22 protein-coding genes are annotated in these 22,713 nt (G+C 62.6%); 6 read left to right on the plus strand and 16 right to left on the minus strand.

Features of this window, described 5'->3' with window-relative positions; translation table 11 throughout:
• The first annotated feature begins 86 nt into the window (after nt 1-86).
• Entirely contained in the window at nt 87-665 is a 579-nt protein-coding gene (locus tag EDF71_RS22565) for a DUF4124 domain-containing protein (RefSeq protein ID WP_133858779.1), read from the plus strand.
• 65 nt (nt 666-730) lie between these two features.
• Here the strand turns inward: EDF71_RS22565 and EDF71_RS22570 are convergent, their stop codons facing one another.
• Nucleotides 731-1,087, minus strand: a complete 357-nt coding sequence (locus tag EDF71_RS22570; protein ID WP_133858780.1) for an RnfH family protein — start codon at nt 1,085-1,087, stop codon at nt 731-733.
• Nucleotides 1,080-1,520, minus strand: coding sequence for a type II toxin-antitoxin system RatA family toxin (locus tag EDF71_RS22575; protein WP_133858781.1), 441 nt, complete (start codon nt 1,518-1,520; stop codon nt 1,080-1,082). Before EDF71_RS22575 ends, EDF71_RS22570 begins: the two co-directional genes overlap by 8 nt.
• A gap of 137 nt (nt 1,521-1,657) precedes the next feature.
• On the opposite strand from EDF71_RS22575, the gene smpB reads away from it, so the two are divergent.
• The 3 genes from smpB to EDF71_RS22590 all read left to right on the plus strand — a co-directional run bounded on the left by smpB (nt 1,658) and on the right by EDF71_RS22590 (nt 3,097).
• Entirely contained in the window at nt 1,658-2,131 is a 474-nt protein-coding gene (smpB, locus tag EDF71_RS22580; protein WP_021027262.1) for an SsrA-binding protein SmpB, read from the plus strand.
• Between the two features lie 88 nt (nt 2,132-2,219).
• A complete protein-coding gene (locus tag EDF71_RS22585) occupies nt 2,220-2,597 on the plus strand; it encodes a DUF4259 domain-containing protein (RefSeq protein WP_133858782.1) in 378 nt (125 codons plus the stop codon).
• Nucleotides 2,598-2,686: 89 nt separating this feature from the next.
• Complete coding sequence (locus tag EDF71_RS22590) at nt 2,687-3,097, plus strand: ATP-binding protein (protein ID WP_133858783.1); 411 nt, start codon at nt 2,687-2,689, stop codon at nt 3,095-3,097.
• 90 nt (nt 3,098-3,187) lie between these two features.
• Here the strand turns inward: EDF71_RS22590 and EDF71_RS22595 are convergent, their stop codons facing one another.
• The 7 genes from EDF71_RS22595 to EDF71_RS22625 all read right to left on the minus strand — a co-directional run bounded on the left by EDF71_RS22595 (nt 3,188) and on the right by EDF71_RS22625 (nt 11,429).
• Complete coding sequence (locus EDF71_RS22595) at nt 3,188-5,152, minus strand: oleate hydratase (RefSeq protein ID WP_133858784.1); 1,965 nt, start codon at nt 5,150-5,152, stop codon at nt 3,188-3,190.
• A gap of 131 nt (nt 5,153-5,283) precedes the next feature.
• The gene (locus tag EDF71_RS22600; protein ID WP_133858785.1) at nt 5,284-6,378 is read right to left on the minus strand and encodes an enoyl-CoA hydratase/isomerase family protein; all 1,095 of its coding nucleotides are present in this window, start codon (nt 6,376-6,378) and stop codon (nt 5,284-5,286) included.
• Between the two features lie 82 nt (nt 6,379-6,460).
• On the minus strand, nt 6,461-7,492 hold the full coding sequence (locus EDF71_RS22605) for an acyl-CoA dehydrogenase (RefSeq protein WP_133858786.1): 1,032 nt from the start codon (nt 7,490-7,492) through the stop codon (nt 6,461-6,463).
• Between the two features lie 16 nt (nt 7,493-7,508).
• Nucleotides 7,509-8,666, minus strand: coding sequence for an acyl-CoA dehydrogenase family protein (locus EDF71_RS22610; protein WP_133858787.1), 1,158 nt, complete (start codon nt 8,664-8,666; stop codon nt 7,509-7,511).
• Nucleotides 8,667-8,681: 15 nt separating this feature from the next.
• Nucleotides 8,682-9,659: a tripartite tricarboxylate transporter substrate binding protein gene (locus EDF71_RS22615; RefSeq protein ID WP_133858788.1), complete on the minus strand. Its 978-nt coding sequence runs from the start codon at nt 9,657-9,659 to the stop codon at nt 8,682-8,684.
• 66 nt (nt 9,660-9,725) lie between these two features.
• A complete protein-coding gene (locus EDF71_RS22620; protein WP_133858789.1) occupies nt 9,726-10,229 on the minus strand; it encodes a MaoC family dehydratase in 504 nt (167 codons plus the stop codon).
• Nucleotides 10,230-10,250: 21 nt separating this feature from the next.
• Nucleotides 10,251-11,429: a CoA transferase gene (locus EDF71_RS22625; protein ID WP_133858790.1), complete on the minus strand. Its 1,179-nt coding sequence runs from the start codon at nt 11,427-11,429 to the stop codon at nt 10,251-10,253.
• Nucleotides 11,430-11,535: 106 nt separating this feature from the next.
• On the opposite strand from EDF71_RS22625, the gene EDF71_RS22630 reads away from it, so the two are divergent.
• Complete coding sequence (locus EDF71_RS22630) at nt 11,536-12,426, plus strand: LysR family transcriptional regulator (RefSeq protein WP_133858791.1); 891 nt, start codon at nt 11,536-11,538, stop codon at nt 12,424-12,426.
• Nucleotides 12,427-12,745: 319 nt separating this feature from the next.
• Here EDF71_RS22630 and typA read toward each other — a convergent pair whose 3' ends face one another.
• From typA to EDF71_RS22665, 7 genes are all read right to left on the minus strand, one after another.
• The gene (typA, locus tag EDF71_RS22635; protein WP_133858792.1) at nt 12,746-14,575 is read right to left on the minus strand and encodes a translational GTPase TypA; all 1,830 of its coding nucleotides are present in this window, start codon (nt 14,573-14,575) and stop codon (nt 12,746-12,748) included.
• Complete coding sequence (gene truB, locus EDF71_RS22640; RefSeq protein WP_133858793.1) at nt 14,572-15,564, minus strand: tRNA pseudouridine(55) synthase TruB; 993 nt, start codon at nt 15,562-15,564, stop codon at nt 14,572-14,574. The genes typA and truB overlap by 4 nt, the downstream gene beginning before the upstream one ends.
• A gap of 4 nt (nt 15,565-15,568) precedes the next feature.
• On the minus strand, nt 15,569-15,946 hold the full coding sequence (gene rbfA / locus EDF71_RS22645) for a 30S ribosome-binding factor RbfA (protein WP_021027862.1): 378 nt from the start codon (nt 15,944-15,946) through the stop codon (nt 15,569-15,571).
• Between the two features lie 6 nt (nt 15,947-15,952).
• Nucleotides 15,953-18,811 (minus strand): translation initiation factor IF-2, encoded by a 2,859-nt coding sequence (gene infB / locus EDF71_RS22650; protein WP_133858794.1) that lies wholly within the window; start codon nt 18,809-18,811, stop codon nt 15,953-15,955.
• Between the two features lie 23 nt (nt 18,812-18,834).
• Nucleotides 18,835-20,319 (minus strand): transcription termination factor NusA, encoded by a 1,485-nt coding sequence (gene nusA / locus EDF71_RS22655; RefSeq protein ID WP_133858795.1) that lies wholly within the window; start codon nt 20,317-20,319, stop codon nt 18,835-18,837.
• 69 nt (nt 20,320-20,388) lie between these two features.
• Complete coding sequence (rimP, locus tag EDF71_RS22660; protein WP_133858796.1) at nt 20,389-20,988, minus strand: ribosome maturation factor RimP; 600 nt, start codon at nt 20,986-20,988, stop codon at nt 20,389-20,391.
• Between the two features lie 192 nt (nt 20,989-21,180).
• A complete protein-coding gene (locus tag EDF71_RS22665; RefSeq protein ID WP_243854411.1) occupies nt 21,181-21,558 on the minus strand; it encodes a thioredoxin family protein in 378 nt (125 codons plus the stop codon).
• 187 nt (nt 21,559-21,745) lie between these two features.
• Here EDF71_RS22665 and EDF71_RS22670 point away from each other — a divergent pair, with 187 nt between their 5' ends.
• Entirely contained in the window at nt 21,746-22,711 is a 966-nt protein-coding gene (locus tag EDF71_RS22670; RefSeq protein ID WP_133858798.1) for a DnaJ C-terminal domain-containing protein, read from the plus strand.
• Nucleotides 22,712-22,713 lie beyond the last annotated feature (2 nt).

Consider the following 22,713-nt stretch of genomic DNA (forward strand, 5'->3'; position numbering starts at 1 on the left):
CTATGACATCCCCTCAACTCCAGGTTGTTATCTCTAACCAACAACTTCATCGGCCACTGACAATCGGCAGGCTACACTCGCCTTCTATGAAACTCATCAAGCTGCTCCTGCTCACGGTAGCCATTGGCATTGGCGCTCCCGCCATGGCCCAGTGGCAATGGATCGACAAAGATGGCCGCAAGGTCTTCAGCGATCGACCACCAGGGCTGGACGTGCCAGAGAAAAACATCGTCAAGCGCCCCAAGGGTTATGGCGCACTCAAGGGCGTGCAGTCCTCGGGCACCGGCCCTGCACTGCGCGATGTGGCGCCCGCCCCGCAGGATGGCGAGGCCAGCGATGGCGCAGTAGCGCCGGCCCCCGCTGCTGCCGCAGCACCCGCCAGCGGCGCCCCGGCTGCCAAGGCCCCTAGCGGCAAAGACAAAGAACTGGAAGCCAAGAAGGCAGCCGACGCCAAAGCCAAGGCCGATGCCGAAGCCGCGGAAAAAGCCAAGCAGGCAGCCGCCAAGGCGGACAACTGCAAACGTGCCCAGCAGGCCAAGGCCATGTACGACACCGGCAAGGCAGTGCGTGTACCCAATGAAAAGGGCGAGATGGTGTTCCAGAACGACGAGCAGCGTGCCGCCGAGATCAAGCGCACCGATGACGTGATCTTCAACAACTGCTGATCAGCCCCCTACTCGCCAAAAAGCCAAGCAGATGCTTGGCTTTTTTCATGGTGCGATGCTTGCAATCAGGCGCCGTAACCGGCCTTGGACTGCGGCTTGCGCCTAGCAAACAGGCCGGTGCCGCGCGCGCCCTGCTTGGCAAAGCGCTCGCGGCGGGCCTTCTTGGGGTCGACCTTGAGAGCTTCGTACAGCTCCACCCGGTCCCCATCGGCCAGCAGCTGGCTGCGCGGCCGCACCCGGCCCCAGATGCCGGCATCCTGCGCATCGGCAAACACCTGGCCGCTCTGATGGCCAGCCGCTGCCAGGGCCTGGGCCAGGTTGGCACCGGCTGGCAGCTGCAGTTGCACGGTCTGCGGCTGGCCGTTCCGGGCCCAGACCACCTCGATCTGCATCAGCGCCGTGCCCGCTGCGGTATCAGCCATAGATCTTCTCGGCCCGTTGGATGAAGGCATCCATCATCGTCGCGGCGATCTTGTCAAAAATGGGGCCGACCACGGCGGCCAGCGCCATGCTGTCAAAGCCGTAGCTCAGGCTCAGCGATACCTTGCAGGCGCGCTGGCTGCCGTCACCCACCGGCTCAAAGCGCCAATCGCCCTGCAGTTGCGAGAACGGGCCTTTGACCAGGGCCATCTGCAGGCGCTTGCCCGGCTCATAGGTGTTGCGGGTGACAAAGGATTTTTTGATGCCGGCCAGCGCAATGCCTACCTCGGCGGTCACGCCGTCGTCGTGCTGTTCGAGCACGCGGGCGTGGTCACACCAGGGCAGAAAATCTGGGTAGCGCGGCACATCGGCCACGAGATCGAACATCTCCTGGGGGCTGTACCAGATCAGGACGGACTTGTTGACAGTTTTCATGCAGACAGGAGAGCGGGCCGCAGCAGCAAACCGGCTGCCGCCCGAAACATTCATAAAATCATAGACCAGAACAAAAAGCGCGGCCTCCAGCAGCCCTATGGACTTGGGAAAGCCGTTTTGCCCCTAATATTGCAATTATGTCGAAGACGAACAACACCAACAGCCGCATAGCCGATAACAAGAAGGCTGCATTCAACTATTTCTTTGAGGAACGCTTCGAAGCGGGCATGGTGCTGCATGGCTGGGAAGTCAAGGCGCTGCGCGAAGGCAAGGCCCAGCTGACCGATGGCTATGTGCTGGTCAAGAACGGCGAGCTCTTTCTGATGGGCTGCCAGATCAACCCGCTCAAGACCGCATCCACCCATGTGAGCCCCGATGCCGCACGCATCAAGAAGCTCTTGATGAAGAAGGACGAGATCAAGCGCCTGATCGGCAAGGTCGAGCAAAAGGGCTACACCCTGGTTCCCATCAACTTGCACTGGAAAAACGGCCTGGCCAAATGCGATATCGCGCTGGCCAAGGGCAAGGCAGAGCACGACAAGCGCGACGTGATCAAGGACCGCGAAGGCAAGCGCGAGGTCGAGCGTGCGATGAAGGTGCACAACCGCTGATCAGCGACAATCTCCGCGTAACTGCCATGGGGCCACCATCGCTGCTGGCCCTGTTTTTTTGCTCTCCCCCTCTAGTAGCGAGGTCCGCATGGGAACTTGGTCACACGGCAATTTTGACAACGACGCAGCACTGGACTGGCTCGGCGACACCACCGGCCAGCTGATTGCAGAGATCCAGGAAGCGATGGCATCGCCCGACAGCATGCAGGCCGATGAGTGGGACGGCGATATCGTCCCCTGCCGTATCGAGCTGCTGTGCGTAATGGCAGAAAACGGCATGGCGCCGCGCTGGCCTGATCTGCAAGAGCTGCAGCAGTGGAAGCAAAGCTATTTGCGCGAATGGGACGGCAGCATCGACGAGCTGGACCCGGATGAGGACTACCGCCGGGACCGCCGCGAAACCCTGGTCGCCACCTTTGACCGCATGCTGAAACTGGCCGCCGCCAGCGCCGAGGCCGAGCGCTGAGGCCTGCGATATAGGGCGTCCGTCTGACACGGCCCCCCAGCAGCGCGGACTATATTGGTCAGCACCTACAACCAACCAGGGTGCTGTCTATGTTCTCCAAGCTTGCTGTACTGGCCATTCCTCTGTCCGCCGTTCTTTTGACTGCCTGTGGCTCCATGCACCACAAGGGCCAGAAGGAAGCGGACGCCAGCACCCCGGTGCGCTCTGCCGATGGCGTGCTCGTCGGCCCCGATGGCCGTACGCTCTACACCTTCACCAAGGACACCGCAGGCAGCGGTGCCTCCACCTGCTACCAGCAATGCGCCACCAACTGGCCACCGCTGGGCGTAGCCGCCGGTGCCAAACCGATTGGCGACTTCAGCATCATCACCCGCACCGACAACACCCAGCAATGGGCCTACAAGGGCTGGCCGCTATACTACTTTGCGAAAGACAGCCAAGCAGGCGACAAGCGTGGCGACGGCATGGGCGGCGGTGTGTGGAAGCTGGCCAAGCCTTGATCGGCTAGCGTCCTTCCGCTTTAGCGCAAACAACAAGAGGTGGCCCTGCGGCCACCTCTTTGCATTGGGGCGCACCACCCAGCGTGGCGCTTATTTGGACTTGTCGCGCAGATTGCTGCTGTAGCGCTCCAGCCAGGCCGACAGCTTGCCGAACGCTTGGCCGCCCTTGCCCAGCAGCTGTGCCAGCTCCGACTCCGCGCGCTCGCGCAGGGTCTCGTCGTTCTCGGGCAGCGGCGGCAGGATGTGCGCGAAATAGGTCTTGCCCAGTACCCGGTGCAGCAGACGCTCGCCGACAAAGGGCTGGTTGCCGTTCAGTGCCCGCGCGCCCTTGATGATGTTGCGGATGTCGTACTGCGTGGGGCTGATGTCGGGCACCTGCTTGGGCAGGCCCAGCAAGCTGTAGACGCCGATGCGCGCAGTGCGCACCGAGCTTTCCATCGTGAAGATGATGTCATTGCTGGTCTCGACAAACTGGCCGACCAAGGCCAGGTTGGTGCAGCCCTCGGGCACCACATGGGGCCTATCGCCGGCAGCGCGGGGCATGAACTGGGCCGTGATGTAGGGCATCAAGGCCAGGCGCACCTTGGTGTTGGCCGCCACGGCATCGATCTGGTCGGCAATGCCCAGGTGGTAGCACAGCTCGGCCAGAATCTCGCGGCCCGTGCATTCGGGCATGGTCTTGGCCACAATGTTGCCCTTTTTGTCCATCAGCAGCGCATAGACCCAGAGCACCAGCACATCGCCGGGCTGGTCGGGGAAATGCGGCTGGCGGTTGCAGGTAAAGCTCATCACCCAGTTCGAATCGGTGAAGGTGATGATGCCGCCAGTCACCGTCTTGCCCGAGTAGGGATCGTTGACCGACAGCTCCTTGAGCTTGTCGATCAGCGGCGAGGGTTTGCAGGTCAAGGTGGCCGACTCCCACATCGAGCCCTTCACATCGCCATAGAACTTCTCGGGCCGGCCAAACACTGGCGACTTGGCCGCCAGGCGCTTCCACAGGGTCCAGTCGCTGTCATCGCCCGGCTCCTCATTGCCACGCGCCAGCACCGGCGCCGTGTCCAGGTCGCCATAGGCGGTGCCCTCGGTCATCGAGCCGGTCAGCGCAAACACTACGTCGTTGGGGCCGACATCAATCTGTACTTCCTGCCCGGCCGATTTGCAGCGGATCGCAGTGACCGTGCGGCTGCCCGCTTCCTCGCGCATGTCCAGGTCATAAGCGCGGGTGTTGAACTGCACCTTCACGCCCTTGTCCTTGAGCATGCGCGTCAGGGGCACGACAAAGCTGTCGTACTGGTTGTACTTAGGAAACACCAGCGCCGACATGTCGGTCAGGCCATCGATGGCGTCCAGAAAGCGGTGCATGTAGAGCTTCATCTCCAGCAGGCTTTGCCAGTTCTCAAACGCGAACATCGAGCGCCACAGGTACCAAAAATTGGTCTCCAGAAAACTGGCGGTGAAATAGGACTCAATGCTGATGTCGTCCAGCTCTTCCTTGCGCTTGAGCAGCAGCTTGACGATCTCCCACTGGTGCGCCTTGGTCAGGCCCAGGGTGGAGAAATCGCGGATCTTGCCCTGCTGGTGCATCAGCCGGGCCTTGGACCAGTTGGGGTCGTTGTCGTTGACGAAGCGGTACTCGTCGAGCACGCTGTAGCCCTCGGGCAGCTCCAGCGCCGGCACGTCCTGGAACAGGTCCCAGAAGTTGTCGTAGTTCCAGTTCATCTCGCGACCGCCGCGCACGATGTAGCCCTGCTCGGCATTGCCCGCGCCGTCGAGCGAGCCGCCGGTCACATCCAAGGTATCCAGAATGGTGATGTCTTCGCCGGCCATGCCGCCGTCGCGGATCATGTAGAAGGCAGCCGCCAGGCCGGCAATGCCGCTGCCGATGATCCAGGCCTTGCGCCCTGCTACCGGCGCGCCCAGCACCGGCCGGTTGCGCATATAGGCGCCCATCATGTCCGGTGGTGGCAGGCTGTCTTGGGGGCCCTTGCGCCAAAAGCCTTCGCCGATATTGGCCTCCACACGGATCGAGGAAGCCTGGGAGTCTGCATGCGTCATGGTCTTGCCTTTCATGGATACCTGAGGATCACATGCCGAGGTATAGCACAGCCACTCCCAAGGCCCTTTGACAGACGGCAAGGGCCTACGTATTCACGCAGGCCCTTATCTTGTTGGCTGACCGGATCGGCTCAATCCAGCGCCAGCAGCGGATGCGCCTCTACCGGCCAGGGGCTGGCAAACATCTGCGCCACTTCCTGCAGGTTTACGTCCTCAATGCGGGCGGGGTTCCACTGCGGGTGGTGGTCCTTGTCCACCGCCAGCGCGCGGATGCCTTCCAAGGTTTCGCTCTTGCGATCGGGGCGCAGGTAAAAGCAGTGGCGCACCATGTCGCGTTCCATGCGCAGGTCGTGGGCCAGGCTTATGCCACGCGCACGGCGGATCTGTTCCAGCACCACAAACAGCATCAGCGGCGAGCGCTTGCGCAGGGTCTCAGCGGTGGCGCGGGCAAAGTTGCTGCTGCCGGCCTCCAGTGCGGCGATGATGGCCGGCACATCGGCCAGGCCAAAGTACTGCGCAATCTCCGCATCGGGGTTGGCTGCGCGCTCGGGTGCGGGCGCCAAGGCAGCCTTGGCAAAGGCCTGCACCGCATCGCCGTTGGCAAAGCTGCCAGTGGCCAGGCCGTCCCACAGCGCCTGCTGCTGCGCGCTGGGCAGGTAGCCATCGGCCAGCTGGTAGGCCACTGCATCGGCCGCGCCAATCATCTGACCGCTCAGGCCCAGGTACTCGCCCACATGGCCGGGGCAGCGCGACAGAAAGTAGCCGCCGCCCACATCGGGGAACAGGCCAATGGCGGTCTCGGGCATGGCCATCTTGGTACGCTCGGTGACGATGCGCAGGCTGCCACCCTGGCTGATGCCCATGCCGCCACCCATCACGATGCCATCCATGAAGGCGATATAGGGCTTGCCGAAATGATGGATCAGGTGGTTGAGCGCATATTCCTCGGTGAAGAAATCCTCCAGCTCGGGGTTGCCGGCCATGCCGGCGGCATGCAGAAAGCGGATATCGCCGCCCGCGCAGAAGGCGCCAAACACGCCCTCCTTGTTGCTGCCCCGGATTGCTACGGCCAGCACCTTCTCGTCCTGCTGCCAGCGCAGCAGCACATCGCGCAGCTCGCGCACCATGGCCAGCGACAGCGCGTTCAGCGCCTTGGGTCGGTTGAGCGTGATAAAGCCCAGCTGGCCACGCACTTCGCTTTGCACATCTTCGGTGTAGACCGACATAAGATTTGACTCCTTGTTCTTCTGAAAACAACCGCCACCATAGCCGAAAAACGGCGCGGGCTGCGGTCAATCAGGTGCCAAATCAGGCTACGGGCGCGCTGCTGTCGGTGATCTGGCGGATCACATCAAGCGCCAGGCCATCGGCCGCCAACAATGCTCGGCCCGCCTGCAGCTGCCAATAGGCTTCGCTGCCGGCCGTCTGGCGCCACAGGTGCAGGCGGCGGGTGTAGAGCTGCAGGTCAAACTCGGTGGTAAAGCCGATCGCGCCGTGGATGGAGTGCGCGAGCGACGCCACCTCAACAGCGGCCTCGCTGCTGCGCGCCTTGCCAACCGCCACCTTCAGCGGGTCCGCCACCACGCCATCGGCCTCGCAGGCGATCTGCGCGGCCATGCGTGCCGCGCTCACATGCTCGGCCATCACCGCCAGCTCATGCTGGATCGCCTGGAACTTGCCAATCGGGCGGTCAAACTGCTGGCGCTCGTTGGCAAAGTTCAGGGTGCTTTCAAACACCGTCAGCAAGCTGCCCGCCAGCAAGGCCGACACCAGCCCGGCCTGCGCGACCAGCAAGGAGGCGGCGGCCGGCACCCGCGTGGCCGAGGCCAGCGCTGCTTCAGGCCAGTGCAGATCCGCATCCAGCACAAAAATGCTGGCACTGGCCTGCGCGGCGGCCACCGGCAGCAGCAACAGATCAGCGCCCTGCTGGCCCAGCACCCATTGCGCCACGCGGGCGCCGCGCACACCGCTGGCCCGCAACCCACCATCGGCGGCGGCCAGTTGCGGCGCCAACGCAATGGCGCCCTGCGGCACTGCCACGCCCGCGGCCGACAGCCAGGCCCGCGCCAGCATGGTGTCTGCCAGTGGCAGCGGCATCGCATGCTGGCCCAGCACATCCCAGACGCCAAAGGCATCGCGCAAGGCCAGGCCAGCGCCGCCAGCGGCCTCGGGCAGCAGCAGATCGGCAAAGCCGCTGTCTTCAATCTGCTGCCACAGGGCGGCAGCGGCGGGCGATGCGCCAGCGCTTGCTGCCGCTTCGCTCTCGATCGCGCGCACCACGGCGGGCGTGCATTGGCCGGTCAGCAGATCGCGCAGGGCCTCGGTAATCAAATGGTCCATGTTCTTCTCCTTGCGCTCAACGCAGGCCCAGGCCGCGTGCGATCATGCCGCGCAAAATGCTGCGCGTGCCGCCGCGCAGCGTGTAGCAGGGCGAGACGAGTGTGAGGTAGTTCAGGGTCAGCAGCAGTTCGTGAGGCACGGCCTCGCCATCCAGCGCCATCAGGTCATCGGCAATCGCGGCCGGAATGTACTGCTCCAGCACCGTGCCCTGGTCCTTGACCAAGGCGGCCTCGACGATGGGGCTTTGGCCTTGCACCAGCTTCTCTTGCACCGCCACCGACAGCGCGCGCAGCGGTGCCAGGCGCGTCAGGATCTGACCAGCCAGCTTCAGCGATTCGGCGCGCGGCGCCGTCTGACTGCGCAAAAAGGCCAGCCACTGGTCCAACAGCACCACCGACGAGAACAGGCGCTCGGGGCCGCTGCGCTCAAAAGCCAGCTCGGCGGTAACTTGCTCCCAGCCCTGCCCTTCGGCGCCCACCAGCGCATCGGGGGCCAGTTGCACATTGTCAAAAAACACCTCGCAGAAATGGCGGTCGCCCGACATGTCCTCGATGGGCCGAACGGTGACGCCCGGCAGGCTCAGGTCCACGATCAGCTGCGACAGGCCCTTCTGGCGGTCAGCCGCCTCGCCCGAGGTGCGCACTAGCGCAATCATGTACTGGCAGTGCTGGGCGTTGGTGGTCCAGATCTTCTGGCCATTGAGCAGCCAGCCGGCATCGTTGGGCACGGCGCGCGTGCGCACGCTGGCCAGGTCAGAGCCGGCATTGGGCTCGCTCATGCCAATGCAGAAAAAGCTCTCGCCCTGCGCCACCGGCGGCACATAGCGCTGCTTTTGCGCCTCGGTGCCGTACTTCAGGATGAGCGGCGCGCTCTGGCGCTCGGCAATCCAGTGCGAGCCCACCGGCGCGCCAAAATTCAGCAGTTCCTCGACCACCACATAGCGGGCAAAAGCGCCCTGCGCGTGGCCGCCATAGGCCTTGGGGAAGGTCATGCCCAGCCAGCCCTTCTCGCCGAGCTTGCGGCTGAAGGCCGGGTCGTAGCCGCTCCAGGATTTGGCGCGGATATGGGCGGGCATGTCTTTGACCGCTTCTTGCAAAAAGGCACGCACCTCGGCGCGCAGCGCCTCGCCTTCGGGCGGGATGCGCGTCAGGGCCAGTCCGTTGAGAATCGTCATCGTCTTCGCTTTCGTTCAATCCAGGGACACGCCCGTGCTCTTGACCACGCCGGCCCAGCGCTTGATCTCGCTCTGGATGTAGTCGCCATAGGCCTGCGGGGTTGAGCCCAGCGGCTCGGTGCCTTGCACGCGCAGCTTCTCCAAAACGCCGGGGTCCTTCAAGGCCTTCATCAGCTCGGCGTTGAGGCGCTGCACCACGGCATCGGGCGTCTTGGCGGGCACCATCACGCCCTGCCAGGCACCGGCCTCAAAGCCGGTCATGCCGCTTTCAGCCAGGGTGGGTGCGTTGGGAAAATTCGGAATGCGCTGGGCGGTGCTCACCGCCAGCAGCTTGAGCTTGCCGTCCCTGATGAAGGGCGCCACCGAGTTGATGGTGTCAGTCATGAACTCGATCTGGCCTGCCACCAGGTCCACATCGGCCGGGGCGCTGCCCTTGTAAGGCACATGGCTGGCATCGATGCCAAAGTGCTGCACCACCTGAAAGGCGGCTAGGTGGGTGACATTGCCATTGCCGGCCGAGCCGTAAGAGAGCTTGCCCTTGTTGTCCTGCGCATACTTCACCAACTCTTGCACCGTGTTGGCAGGCACCTTGGGGTTGACCACCAGGCCCAGCGGCACCACGGCCGTCAATGCGACCGGGCGCAGGTCCTTGGCCACGTCGTAGCTGAGCTTTTTGTACAGCGAGGGGCTGAGCGCAATCGACGAGGTGTTGTAGAGCACCGTATAGCCATCGGCGGCGGCCTTGGCCACCAGTGCATTGCCGATATTGCCGTTGGCGCCGGGCCGGTTGTCGACGATCACCGTCTGCCCCAGCTGCTGGCTCACTTGCTGGGCCAGCACGCGCGCCACCATGTCGGTGGGCCCGCCAGGCGGGAACGGTACGACCAGAGTGATCGGCTTGCTGGGCCAGGGATCCTGCGCCTGGGCAGCTCCACACACAGCCACCAGCGCCAACGCGAGCAGGGCCGAACGACGTACAAAACCATATTGCATCTTTGTCTCCTGTATTGGTTCTCTCATCTGACGCAGGCCGTGGTGGCCACCTACCGCAATGCCGCGCTAGCGCCCGGCCAGCAGGCGCACGGCGGTGTAGACCATCACCTGCTCCTGGCGCTGGTTGTAGACCTCGATGCGCGAGGTCACCACCGCCCGGCCACCTTTGCTGGTCGGCTTGATATCGGTCACTTCCACCAGCGCCTCGATCGTGTCGCCCACCACCACCGGGCCCAGAATCTTCTGGTGCAGCTCCAGCATGGCCAGGCCCGTGCCCTGGATCATGCTTTGCAGAATGAAGCCTTCGATCAAGGTGTAGGTGAGCGCACCGGGTACCGGCCGGCCCCGGATCGCGCCGCCGTCGTAGCCGTCCTCGATAAAGATGGCTTCGAGCATGCCGGTGGTGTTGATGAAGTTGACCAGGTCGGTCTCTGTCACCGTGCGGCGAAAGGTGCGCAGTTGCTGGCCGACCTGCAGGTCCTGCCAGACAAAGCCCTGGCCCATGCGGGCAGTGCCGGCCAGCGTGGCGGCGCGGTTCTCGGTGGAAGAAATCCAGTTGTTCGCGGTCATGGCGTCTTGTCTTTCAGCGGTTCATTCAGCCACGGAAGGCTGCAAAGCGGCAATGCGGGCATCGTCCCAGCCTGCCTCGCGCAGCAGCTGCTGCGTGTGCTCACCCAGGCGCGGTGGCATGCCGATGGGTGCCTGCGCACCATCGATGCGCACCGATGAGCGCGGGAAGCGCACCGTGCCCATGGCGGGGTCCTGCTTTTCGACAAAAAAGCCGGTGGCCTGCAGGTGCGGGTCACGCGGCAGGTCGTCCATGCGCGCGACGGGGGCGGCGGGTATCTCCAGCGCCTCGCAGGTCTGCAACCAGTAGGCGGTGTCTTTTTGCGCGACATAGCTGCTCATGGTCTCCAACAGCGTCGCGATATGGCGGGTGCGCTGGGCCTGGGTGGCAAAGCGCTCGTCCTGCGCCAATTCCGGCTGGCCCACGGCGGCAAAGAAGCGGCGCCAGTGGCCATCGGTGTAGGGCATCATGCAGACATGGCCGTCCAAGGTCTTGTAGGGCTTGCGCCAGGGCGCCATCACACGCGGGTAGCCAGCGCCGCTGAGCGCGGGCTCAAAATGCATGCCGTAGAAATGCTCGACCAGGTTGAAGCCCACCATGGTCTCGTACATCGGCACCTCGACAAAGCTGCCCTCGCCCGTGCGTTCGCGCTGGAACAAGGCGGCCATCACCGCATGCGCTGCCACCAGGCCACAGGTCTTGTCAGCTGCAATGGTGGGCAGGTAGCGGGCCTCACCGGTCTGGCGCTCCATCAGGTCGGCCAGGCCGCTCATGCCCTGGATCACATCGTCATAAGCGGGCAGACCGGCATAAGGGCCATCCTCACCAAAGCCATGCAGACCCACATAAACCAGGCGCGGGTACTGGCTGCGCAGGCGCACAGGATCCAGCCCCAGCTTGGCCAGTTTTTGCGGCCGCATGCTGTGCATGAAGACGTCGGTGGTCTTGAGCAGCGCATGCAGCGCCTCCTGGGCCTCGGGCGCCTTCAGGTCCAGCACCACGCTTTTCTTGCTGCGGTTGGAGCCCATGAACAGCGCCGACATGCCGGCCTCAGCCGCCGGCCCGGTGTAGCGCGTGGAGTCGCCTCCAGGCGGCTCGATCTTGATCACCTCGGCGCCGTAATCGGCCAGCACCTGGCTGGCCAGCGGCCCGAAAATCACGCTGGAAAGGTCCAGCACCCGCAGGCCTGTCAATGCACTCAAGGCTTGTCTCCGTCTTTGTGGTGATAGCGATGAATGGCATTATTTGATATGTTTCACAGCTGTGTCTATGTCGCAATTGACAGGTACTGATACACAGGAGATATCAATGGACTTGCGCCAACTGCGCCACTTTGTCACCCTGGCGCAAACCCTGAACTACCGCCAGGCGGCCGAGCAGCTGCATATGTCCCAGCCGCCGCTGTCGCAGTCGATCCGCAAGCTGGAAGACGACCTGGGCGTGCAGCTGTTCGAGCGCGACCGGCGCGGCACCGTGCTGTCGGGCGCGGGCCGGGCTGCTTTGGAGAGCGCCAAGCTCGCGCTCTACCATGCGCGCCAAGTACAGGCCGTGTCGCAGGCCACCGCCAGTGGCGAGCTGGGGCGTCTGCACATCGGCTTTATCGGCTCGGCCACGTTCTCGCTGATTCCACAGCTGGTACAGGCCTTTCGCGCGGCCTACCCTGCCATTGACCTGGTGCTGACCGAATCGACCACGCGCGAGATTTGCGCCCAGGTCGCCAGCGGCGATTTTGATGCCGGCCTGCTGCGCTACCCGGTGACCCAGGCCACCGAGCTGTCCATCACGCCCGTCGAACCCGACCGCCTGATTGCCGCCCTGCCCGCTGGCAACCCGCTGCAGATCAAGGAGAGCCTGCAGCTGATCGACCTGGCCGACCAGCCCTTTGTGAACTACCGCCCCAGTGAGGTGCCGGGCCTGCATGCCTTGGTGGTGCTGGCCTGCCAGAACGCCGGCTTTATGCCGCAGATCAAGCAGCATGCCGTGCAGGCGCAGACCTTGGTGAGCCTGGTGGGCGCCGGCCTGGGCGTGGCCCTGGTGCCGGCCGTGGTGGCCAAGGCCGCCACACCCGGCGTCATCTTCCGCGAGCTGACCGACACCCAGCACCTGCCCCAGATCGGCATAGCGCTGGCTTTGAACCAGCGCCAGCCGGTGGCTACGGCGCAGCGGTTGAAGGAGTTGCTACTTAGAACGTGTTCATGATCTCCTCGCGCCGCGACAGTGTCTTTGCGAGATGGGATGCTAGGCGCAGTGCGCACGCTGCAACGCCGCAGACCGCTCGCAAAGCCACTGTCCCTACGGGTTGGAGTGAAATCGGGCGACTTCTGCGCGCTGGCCCTTGCTTGCACCCCGGTGCAAGCTGCGGACCACCCCTTCGAACTCATCCCGATTGCACTCCAACGCGGCTGCGTAGAGATCGTGAACACGTTCTTAAGCTCCAGCCCATGGGCTGATTCCGCCCAGACGCAAAAAAGGCCGCAGATGCGGCCTTTTCTGGTGTTGGATCACGTCGCTACGCAGATTATGCGTTTTCGCGCGATGCGCGCTTGCGGTCGTGTTCCTTCAGGTGGCGCTTGCGCACGCGCAGGCTGGTGGGGGTGATTTCCAGCAGTTCGTCTTCTTCGATGAACTCCACGCCGTATTCCAGCGACAGCTCGATAGGAGGCGTGATCTTGATCGCGTCTTCCTTGCCGCTCACGCGGAAGTTGGTCAGCTGCTTGGTACGGGTCGCGTTCACCACCAGGTCGTTGTCACGGCTGTGGATACCGACGATCATGCCTTCGTACACGGGGTCGTTGGGCTTGACGAACATGCGGCCACGGTCGTCCAGCTTGCCCAGGGCGTAGGTGAAGATTTCACCGTCGTCCATCGAGATCAGCACGCCATTCTTGCGGCCGCCGATTTCGCCCTTGTGTGGCTCGTAGCTGTCGAAGATGTTGGCGATCAGGCCGGAACCACGGGTCAGGTTCAGGAATTCGTTGGTGAAACCGATCAGGCCACGGGCCGGAATGCGGTATTCCAGACGGACGCGACCGCGGCCATCGGGTTCCATGTTAACCAGCTCGCCCTTGCGCTCGCCCAGGGCTTGCATCACGCCGCCTTGGTGGCCTTCTTCGATGTCGGCCGTCACCAGCTCGATAGGCTCGTGGCGCACGCCGTCGATCATTTGCATCACGACGCGTGGCTTGGACACGGCCAGCTCATAGCCTTCGCGGCGCATTTCTTCCAGCAGAATGGTCAGGTGCAGTTCACCACGGCCAGCCACTTCAAAGATACCGTCTTCGTCGGTTTCCTTGACGCGCAGGGCCACGTTGGAGCGCAGCTCCTTTTGCAGGCGGTCCCAGATCTGGCGGCTGGTCACGTACTTGCCTTCACGACCTGCCAGTGGCGAGGTGTTCACGCAGAAGTTCATGGTCAGCGTAGGCTCGTCAATCTTCAGCATCGGCAGAGGCTGTGGATTGGCCGGGTCGGTCACGGTTTCACCGATACCGATATTTTCGATACCGCTGATCAGCACGATTTCGGAAGGACCGGCTTCGGTCGCTTGCACGCGGTCAATACCTTGGAAGGTGTGGACCTGGTTGATCTTGCCGGTGTAGCTCTTGCCGTCCAGGCCGGCCATCACGGCCACTTGCTGACCGGGCTTGAGCGTGCCCTGGGTGATACGGCCCACGCCGATACGGCCCACGAAGGTGGAGTAGTCCAGTGCGGAGACTTGCATCTGCAGCGGTGCAGTTGCATCGCCTTGCACCGATGGCACGTGTTCCAGAATGGTTTCGAACAGGGCCGACATGTCGGGACCCCATTGCGCGCCTGGCTCGCCTTCTTCCTTCGACGACCAGCCGTTGATACCCGAGGCGTACACGACGGGGAAGTCCAGCTGTTCATCGGTCGCGCCGAGCTTGTCGAACAGGTCGAACGCAGCGTTCACGACCTTGTCGGGGTTGGCACCGGGCTTGTCGACCTTGTTCACCACGACGATGGGCTTCAGGCCCAGGGCCAGAGCCTTCTTGGTCACGAAACGCGTTTGGGGCATGGGGCCTTCTTGCGCGTCGATCAGCAGCACCACACCGTCCACCATGGACAGCGCGCGTTCCACTTCACCACCGAAGTCCGCGTGACCAGGGGTGTCGAGAATGTTGATGTGGGTGTCGTTCCAGGACACGGCGCAGTTCTTGGCCAGGATGGTAATGCCGCGCTCACGCTCGATGGCGTGGTTGTCCATCACGGTATCCACGACTTTTTCGTGTTCGGCGAAGGTACCAGACTGGCGCAGCAGCTGGTCCACCATGGTCGTCTTGCCATGGTCAACGTGGGCGATGATCGCAATATTGCGGATTTGTTTGCTCATGATGTTTCCAAAATGCCGCTGGCTTGTGGGCGCGGCGTTCCTTCCAAAATTTGTTGAATCTCGACGGGGCTCAGGAGGCGGTCGGGAATGAGCTCGCGCGCCCGGATGTGTGCCACACCCAAAAGCGCAGGAGGCTCTTCTCCGTAAACGGCCACTGCATCGGCATCGGCCCATTCACCCCGCCGGCGCAAGCCGGACAAAAATCTGCCTGCATTATCACCATCGAGCGTGACACGGGTGTGCGCTGCAAGCAACGTGTCGACAGGCAACACGGTTTGCAGGCGCTCCGCATCGGGCGTCGCTTCCAGGGTTTGCAGGCTGATACAGCGGGACAGGTCGATCCCACCGGTTTCTATGCGGCGCAGGCTGCGCAAATGCGCGCCATAGCCGAGCGTCTGGCCAATATCCTCGGCCAGGGTACGCACATAGGTGCCCTTGCTGCAGCGCACCGTCATCTTGAGCGCGACAAAGTCCTGCTCTTCTTCCACGCGGGACAGGCTCAGATGCAAGATGGTCACGGCGCGCGGCTCACGCTCAAGCGTGATGCCAGCACGGGCGTATTCGTAGAGGGCCTTGCCATCGCGCTTGAGCGCGCTGTACATCGGCGGCACCTGGCTGATGGGACCGGTGAACCGGGCCGCCACGGCGGCCAGCTTCTCGGACGTCAGCGCGGACGCATCCACCTCCCAGGTCTGCAGCACCTCACCCTCGGCATCGCCGGTGGTGGTGGTGGCGCCCAGGTGCACCAGGGCCTCATAGGTCTTGGGGGCGTCGAGCTGCAATTGGCTGAACTTGGTGGCCGCGCCAAAACACAGCGGCAGCACACCCGTGGCCAAAGGGTCGAGCGTGCCGGTATGGCCCGCTTTTTCGGCGCGCAGCAGCCACTTCACTTTTTGCAAAGCGTCGTTGCTGGACAGGCCAATAGGTTTGTCGAGCAGAAACACCCCGTGCACAGGGCGCCGCTGCACCCGTGTGCGAGGGGCATTCATGCGATCAGCCTTCCTCGGGTCCGCGCGATGCCACTGCCTTGGCGATCAAGGCATTCATGTCGGCAGCACGCTCGGTGGTGCGGTCGTAGATGAAGTGCAAGGTCGGCACGGTGTGGATATGCAGGCGCTTGAACAGGCCATTGCGCAAAAAGCCAGCAGCCTGGTTCAGTGCGTCCTGGGTCTGGTCGGGGTCACCGATCAGCAAGCTGAAATAGACCTTGGCGTGGGCATAGTCCGGCGTCACCTCAACGGCTTGCAGGGTCACCATGCCCACACGTGGGTCCTTCAACTCACGGGCGATCAGCTCCGACAGATCGCGCTGGATCTGGTCGGAGACTTTGAAGCTGCGGTTTGGCGCAGCAGTTTTCTTGCGAGTTGCCATCGGAAATTACAGCGTACGAGCGATTTCCTTGATCTCAAAGACTTCCAACATATCACCTTCTTTGATGTCGTTGTAGTTCTTGAGCTTGATACCGCACTCGAAGCCTTCCTTGACTTCCTTGACGTCGTCCTTCAGACGGCGCAGCGAGTCGATCTCACCCGTGTAGATGACCACGTTGTCGCGCAGCAGACGGAAGTGTGCATTGCGGGTAACGTGACCCTGGGTGATGTACGAACCTGCCACGGTACCGATCTTGGAGGCCACGAACACGGTGCGGATCTCGGCCATACCGATGATCTCTTCGCGTTGCTCGGGAGCCAGCATGCCGGACATGGCCGCCTTCAACTCATCGACAGCGTCGTAAATGATGTTGTAGTAGCGGATATCGACATCGTTGCTCTCGGCGGTCTTGCGCGCTTGTGCATCGGCACGTACGTTGAAACCAATCACGATCGCCTTGGAGGCCAGCGCCAGATTCACGTCCGACTCGCTGATACCGCCCACGCCGGTGTAAACCATCTGCACCTTGACTTCGTCGGTCGACAGCTTGAGCAAGGAGGCAGCCAGTGCTTCTTGCGAACCCTGGGTGTCGGCCTTGATGATGATCGGCAGCGATTGCACGTTGCCAGCACCCATCTCAGCGAACATGTTCTCCAGCTTGGCTGCTTGTTGCTTGGCCAGCTTGGTGTTGCGGAACTTGCCAGCACGGTAAGTGGCGATTTCACGGGCGCGGCGCTCATCGGGCAGCACCATGAAGTCATCACCGGCTTGCGGCACATCCGACAGACCCTGGATTTCAACAGGCAGCGATGGACCCGCTTCCTTGGCAACCTTGCCGTCTTCGTCGACCATGGCACGCACGCGGCCATAGGTTTGACCGGCCAGCACGATATCGCCAACCTTCAAGGTACCGGATTGGATCAGCACCGTGGCCACAGGGCCGCGGCCCTTGTCCAGCTGGGCTTCGATCACCAGACCCTTGGCATTGGCTTCCACCGGTGCCTTGAGTTCCAGCACTTCGGCCTGCAGCAGCACTTGTTCGAGCAGCTCGTCAATGCCTTGACCCGTCTTGGACGACACGGCCACGAAGGGCGAGTCACCACCGTACTCTTCAGGCACCACTTGCTCAACCACCAGCTCCTGCTTGACGCGGTCGGGGTTGGCATCGGGCTTGTCTGCCTTGGTGATGGCCACCACGATAGGAACACCAGCCGCCTTGGCATGCTTGATGGCTTCCTTGGTCTGGGGCATCACGCCGTCGTCGGCAGCGGCCACCAGAATCACGATGTCGGTCGACTGTGCACCACGGGCACGCATGGCCGTGAAGGCCTCGTGACCTGGGGTGTCCAGGAAGGTGATCATGCCGCGTGGCGTTTCCACGTGGTAGGCACCAATGTGCTGCGTAATGCCGCCGGCTTCGCCTGCAGCCACCTTGCTGCGGCGGATGTAATCCAGCAGCGAGGTCTTGCCGTGGTCGACGTGACCCATCACGGTCACCACCGGAGCGCGTGGCAGCGCTTCGGATTCGGCCTGGGATTCCTCTTCGGCGGTGAACGCTTCCGGATCGTCCAGTGCAGCGATGTGCGCCTTGTGGCCCATTTCTTCCACGACGATCATCGCGGTGTCCTGGTCCAGTGGCTGGTTGATGGTGACCATCTGGCCCATCTTCATCAGCGACTTGATCACCTCGGATGCCTTGATGGCCATCTTGTGGGCCAGCTCGGACACGGTGATGGTTTCTGGCACGTAGACGTCGAGCACGCGTGCTTCCACCGGTGCAGCCGATTGTGGGCCACGGTGGTCGTTGCGGTCATTGCCACGGCGGCCACGGGGGCCGGAGCGCCAGTTGTTGCCACGGCCAGCCACGCCACCCGAGGAATCACCACGGGTCTTGAGCTCTTTCTTCTTGCCGTTGTTGTCGTTCTGGTTGCTCCAGCTCGACGACAGCTTCGCCGACTTGACTTCCTTGTTGCCAGGCGCAGCGCCAGCCGCAGGCTTGGCGGCGCCAGTCCCGGTGGTCGCAGGCTTGTGCAAGGTGCCCTTCTTGGCGTCGGCAGGCTTGACTTCCTTCTTCTCTTCCGAAGGCTTCTTGGCCACCAGCACCTTCTTGGGCGCGTTCATCATGGCGCGAATGGCTTCCGCCTCGGCCAGGGCCTTGCGGCGGCGCTCGTCCAGATCGACAGCGCGTGCCGTTTCCTCAGCCTCACGGGCCTTGGATTCGTCTTCGGCCTTTTTCTTGGCTTCAGCCTGGGCTTCGTTGCGGGCAGCCAGCTCCTGGGCATGGCGGCGCGCAGCTTCTTCCTGCTCGGCAGCTTCCTGGGCCTTGCGCTCTTGCGTCTTGGCCACATAGGCCGCGGCGCGCTCTTCGGCTTCGCGCTCCTTGCGCTCGCGGTCTTCGCGCTCGGTGCGATCGGCACGTTGCTGCACCAGATCCGCTTCCTGCTTGCTGATCAGGTCGGCTTCGCGGCGGGCTTCTTCTTCACGCTTGACCAGCTCAGCCTTGTGTTCGGCTTCCTTTTGCTTGGCTTCGGCGTGCTTCAGTGCTTCGTCGGAATCGGGTTCGGCGACTTCGTCACGCTTGACGAAGGTACGCTTCTTGCGCACTTCCACCTGGATAGTGCGCGCCCGGCCCGTGGCATCGGCTTGTTTGATCTCGCTGGTAGATTTCTTGGTCAATGTGATCTTCTTGCGGTCTGCAGCGCCGTGGGCGGCCTGCAGATGGGACAACAGCGCTTGTTTGTCCGTTTCAGTCAGTGCATCGGATGCGTCGTGCTTGGACACGCCTGCGGCTTGCAGTTGTTCCAGCAATGTATCCGGTGATTTTTTGAGTTCAACAGCGAACTCGGCGACAGTATTACTCGACATATCTTGTTCCGTGCCTCCTGACCTTATTCCTGTCCATCAAACCAATGTTCGCGGGCCTTCATGATCAAGGCTTTTGCGTCATCGGCAGACTGTCCGGTCAGCTCGGTCAATTCATCAATGGCCAAATCGGCCAGGTCGTCACGCGTGTGGATTCCACCAGCTTCCAGCTGGGCTACCAACTCAGGCGTCATCCCTTCCAGATCACGCAACTCTTGGGAAACACGGGCAACACTCTCTTCGTGGACGATTTCCATCGTCAGCAGCGCATCCTTGGCGCGCGTGCGGAGCTCATTGACGGTCTCTTCATCGAAGCTCTCGATTTCCAGCATTTCCTGCAGCGGCACATAGGCCACTTCTTCCAGGCTGGAGAAACCTTCTTCGATCAGGATGTCAGCGATTTCTTCATCCACATCCAGCTTTTCCATGAACAGCTTGCGGGAAGTGCTGGTTTCTTCTTCCTGCTTCTGGGCCGATTCGGCCGCGTCCATGATGTTGATCTTCCACCCCGTCAGATCGGAGGCAAGACGCACATTCTGGCCACCACGGCCGATGGCGATCGCGAGGTTTTCCTCGTCCACCACCACGTCCATGGCATGCTTTTCTTCGTCCACGACGATCGAGGATACATTGGCCGGAGCCAGTGCACCGATCACGAACTGGGCGGGGTCCTCGGACCACAGCACGATGTCCACGCGCTCGCCAGCCAGCTCATTGGTCACCACGTTCACGCGGCTGCCGCGGACACCCACACAGGTGCCGATCGGGTCAATGCGCTTGTCGTGGCTCAGCACGGCAATCTTGGCGCGGCTGCCTGGATCACGGGCGCAGCTCTTGATCTCCAGCAGGCCTTGCTCAATTTCGGGCACTTCGTTGCGGAACAGCTCGACCATGAACTCTGGCGCAGAGCGCGAGAGCAGGATCGGCGCGCCGCGCAGGGTCAGGTCCACGTCCATGATCATGGCGCGAACGCGGTCACCATTGCGCAGATTTTCCTTCGGAATCATTTCACCGCGCTTCAAGCGGCCTTCCACGCGGCCGGATTCGACAATGATGTCGCCCTTATCCATGCGCTTGACCGTGCCGTTGAAGATCTTGTCGCCGCGCGCCATGAAGTCGTTGAGCAGCATTTCGCGCTCGGCATCACGGATCTTTTGCAGGATGACCTGCTTGGCCGCCATGGCGCCGATACGGCCGATGGGCACCGATTCGATCTGCTCTTCGATGTAGTCGCCCACCTGTGCGTCTTCCTTACGGTCGACCGCGTCCATCAGCATTTCTTCGGCGTCAGGGTTTTGCAGGCCCGCATCATCGGGCACCACCAGCCAGCGGCGGAAGGTGTCGTAATCGCCGGTATCGAGGTCGATAGCCACACGCACATCCACTTCGCCGGAATACAGCTTCTTCGTAGCCTGGGCCAGGGCAGATTCCACAGCACCGAACACCACATCGCGCTCTACGTTCTTTTCGCGCGCGATGGCATCCACCAGCATCAACAATTCGCGATTCATGCGACGACTCTCCTATTTCAATCTTTAACCAGAAGGCGGCATCAGCAGCGCCACCATGTGTGCGGCCAATCAGGCCTGGGCTTCGTCGGCACTGCCTGCCGCCGCCCTGCCCTTGAAGCTCACGATGGGGGCCAGACGCGCTTCACGCAGCTCGTCGAGCGTAAAACCCAGGCTTTGCAGCGGTGCCGGTGGGCGCTTCTTGCTCACGCGGGCACCGGGCTTCACAGGCGGCGCATCGCTCCAGACGATCTGCCAGCCACCTGCCTCGGTACGCTCAAGCGTGCCCCGAAACTTCTTGCGATTGGCGCTGATGGTCGTGCCTTCGGCAGCGGCACCGATGGATTCCTTCAGCGTCAGGTCCACCTCGGCGCCGGTGAAGCGGATGAAATCCTGCTCATGGCGCAATGGACGGTCAATACCGGGCGAGGACACTTCCAGGCGCTTGTATTCCACGCCATCGACTTCCAGTGCAAACTGCAACTGGCGGGTGACTTTCTCACAATCCTCCACCGTCACAAACTGCTCTGGCACGCCTTCCGGGCGGACGTCGTCCGCACTCCAAGGCAGGTCGATGGTGATGCGCAAAAGGCCGCTGGCAGAGCGTTCGATCTCCACCAAGTCGTAACCCAGGCCGCTCACCGTTTGTAGGGTGGTTTCTTGCAAGCTCACGTGTGTTATTTATCCCGCAAATACAAAAAACCCGAGAACCATGGAATGTTACACATTCCACAGCACCGAGCTGAAAAACATGCGACCAAAAAAAACGGGCGGTTGGCACCGCCCGGTTGGTCGTGTAGACATCAATTATAGGGGCAAACCAGTATCAATGCAATGATGCAGAGCGGCTTTTAGGCACGCGGACTACTCAGCCTGCGCCTTGCGGGCCTGCAAGATGGCGACTGTGCGCTGCAGCAGCGCATGGGCCTCGTCGCCAGAGGGCAAGGCGCGCGCATCGCCTTGCGAAAAACGCTCCAGCATGCGCTGCAGCACGCCGGGCTGAGGCAAGACGGGGCCCAGGAACATGGCTTCCGCGCCGCGCCCGAGCAACACAGTGGGAAAGGTGGTGATATCCAGCTCACCCAGTGCCTCTTCCTCGTCCTCGACATCGAGCCAGACAAAGTCCATGCCCGGCCATTCCTTGGCCAGCGCATCAAAGGCGGGCTGGTACTGGCCACAGGTACCGCACCACTGCGCGCACAAACACACCACCAGCCAGGGCGCCGTCGCAGCCTCGGTCATACAAAAATCCATCCGCAAACAAAGACGCATTTTTACCACCATTGCGGTAACCGAGCGCCCCACGGCCTTTGCGAATACGCGCTTCTCTGACTTGAATCAGAACCAAAAGCAACTAAGTTCTAGGGAGTTACCAGTCATAGGGCAGTTGCCGGTACAACAGCAAGCTGCCACATCTTCGGGAGCAGGCATGGATTCCAAAAACTACTACGACGTTCTGGGCGTGGACAAAAAGGCCAGTGCAGACGATATCAAAAAGGCATTTCGCAAGCTCGCCCGCAAATACCACCCGGACCTGAGCAAGGAAAAAGACGCCCAGCAGCGCATGTCCGAGGTCAACGAGGCCAATGCCGTGCTGTCGGATGCGGAAAAGCGCGCCGAGTACGACGCGATGCTCGACGCCCCACGCGGCTTTGCCTCGGGCGCAGGCAACCCCTTCCGGGGTGCCGAGGGCTTTGACAGCGGCGATTACCAGTTTCGCCGCCAGAGCATGGGGGGCGATGCCGATTACAGCGACTTCTTTCGTCAGATGTTTGGCGACGCCGCGCGTGCCCAGCGCGACGGCCAGGCCGGCGGCGGGCCACGCACGGCGATGCGCGGCGAGGACCAGCATGCCAGCATCGAGCTCGACCTGACTGACAGCTACCAGGGCAGTGAACGCATGCTGACCCTGCACGGCCAGGAAGTGACCGAGGACGGCGAGCTGCGCAGCCAGGAGCGCCAGCTGCAGGTGAAGATTCCCGCCGGGGTGCGCGAAGGCCAGATGATTCGCCTGGCCGGCCAGGGCGGGCCCGGCTACCAGGGCGGCCCTGCAGGCGATCTGCTGCTGGAAGTGCACTTTAGGCCCGACAAGCGCTGGCGCGCCGAAGGCAAGGATGTCTATATGCCGATGCCCGTCAGCCCCTGGGAGGCGGCTTTGGGCGGCAGCGCGGAAGTCAAGACGCCGGCTGGCACCCTGGAAGTGACTATTCCGGCAGGCTGGTCAGCCGGGCGCAAGCTGCGCATCAAGGGCAAGGGCCTGCCGGCGGCCACGCCTGGCGATCTGTACCTGGAGTTGCAGTTGCACATACCGCCCGCCGCCACCGAGCAAGAGCGCGAGGCCTACGCGGCCTTTGCCAAGGCCTTCCCCCACTACCAGCCCCGCCAAGGAGTGTGACC

The organism is Comamonas sp. JUb58 (assembly GCF_004364775.1).
Taxonomy (GTDB): Bacteria; Pseudomonadota; Gammaproteobacteria; order Burkholderiales; family Burkholderiaceae_C; genus Comamonas.

What these genes read in the sequence shown, in the direction of transcription:
- EDF71_RS22565 (WP_133858779.1), top strand. Translation starts at nt 87, where the DNA reads ATGAAACTCATCAAGCTGCTCCTGCTCACGGTAGCCATTGGCATTGGC.
- EDF71_RS22570 (WP_133858780.1), bottom strand. Translation starts at nt 1,087, where the DNA reads ATGGCTGATACCGCAGCGGGCACGGCGCTGATGCAGATCGAGGTGGTC.
- EDF71_RS22575 (WP_133858781.1), bottom strand. Translation starts at nt 1,520, where the DNA reads ATGAAAACTGTCAACAAGTCCGTCCTGATCTGGTACAGCCCCCAGGAG.
- smpB (WP_021027262.1), top strand. Translation starts at nt 1,658, where the DNA reads ATGTCGAAGACGAACAACACCAACAGCCGCATAGCCGATAACAAGAAG.
- EDF71_RS22585 (WP_133858782.1), top strand. Translation starts at nt 2,220, where the DNA reads ATGGGAACTTGGTCACACGGCAATTTTGACAACGACGCAGCACTGGAC.
- EDF71_RS22590 (WP_133858783.1), top strand. Translation starts at nt 2,687, where the DNA reads ATGTTCTCCAAGCTTGCTGTACTGGCCATTCCTCTGTCCGCCGTTCTT.
- EDF71_RS22595 (WP_133858784.1), bottom strand. Translation starts at nt 5,152, where the DNA reads ATGACGCATGCAGACTCCCAGGCTTCCTCGATCCGTGTGGAGGCCAAT.
- EDF71_RS22600 (WP_133858785.1), bottom strand. Translation starts at nt 6,378, where the DNA reads ATGTCGGTCTACACCGAAGATGTGCAAAGCGAAGTGCGTGGCCAGCTG.
- EDF71_RS22605 (WP_133858786.1), bottom strand. Translation starts at nt 7,492, where the DNA reads ATGGACCATTTGATTACCGAGGCCCTGCGCGATCTGCTGACCGGCCAA.
- EDF71_RS22610 (WP_133858787.1), bottom strand. Translation starts at nt 8,666, where the DNA reads ATGACGATTCTCAACGGACTGGCCCTGACGCGCATCCCGCCCGAAGGC.
- EDF71_RS22615 (WP_133858788.1), bottom strand. Translation starts at nt 9,659, where the DNA reads ATGCAATATGGTTTTGTACGTCGTTCGGCCCTGCTCGCGTTGGCGCTG.
- EDF71_RS22620 (WP_133858789.1), bottom strand. Translation starts at nt 10,229, where the DNA reads ATGACCGCGAACAACTGGATTTCTTCCACCGAGAACCGCGCCGCCACG.
- EDF71_RS22630 (WP_133858791.1), top strand. Translation starts at nt 11,536, where the DNA reads ATGGACTTGCGCCAACTGCGCCACTTTGTCACCCTGGCGCAAACCCTG.
- typA (WP_133858792.1), bottom strand. Translation starts at nt 14,575, where the DNA reads ATGAGCAAACAAATCCGCAATATTGCGATCATCGCCCACGTTGACCAT.
- truB (WP_133858793.1), bottom strand. Translation starts at nt 15,564, where the DNA reads ATGAATGCCCCTCGCACACGGGTGCAGCGGCGCCCTGTGCACGGGGTG.
- rbfA (WP_021027862.1), bottom strand. Translation starts at nt 15,946, where the DNA reads ATGGCAACTCGCAAGAAAACTGCTGCGCCAAACCGCAGCTTCAAAGTC.
- infB (WP_133858794.1), bottom strand. Translation starts at nt 18,811, where the DNA reads ATGTCGAGTAATACTGTCGCCGAGTTCGCTGTTGAACTCAAAAAATCA.
- nusA (WP_133858795.1), bottom strand. Translation starts at nt 20,319, where the DNA reads ATGAATCGCGAATTGTTGATGCTGGTGGATGCCATCGCGCGCGAAAAG.
- EDF71_RS22665 (WP_243854411.1), bottom strand. Translation starts at nt 21,558, where the DNA reads ATGACCGAGGCTGCGACGGCGCCCTGGCTGGTGGTGTGTTTGTGCGCG.
- EDF71_RS22670 (WP_133858798.1), top strand. Translation starts at nt 21,746, where the DNA reads ATGGATTCCAAAAACTACTACGACGTTCTGGGCGTGGACAAAAAGGCC.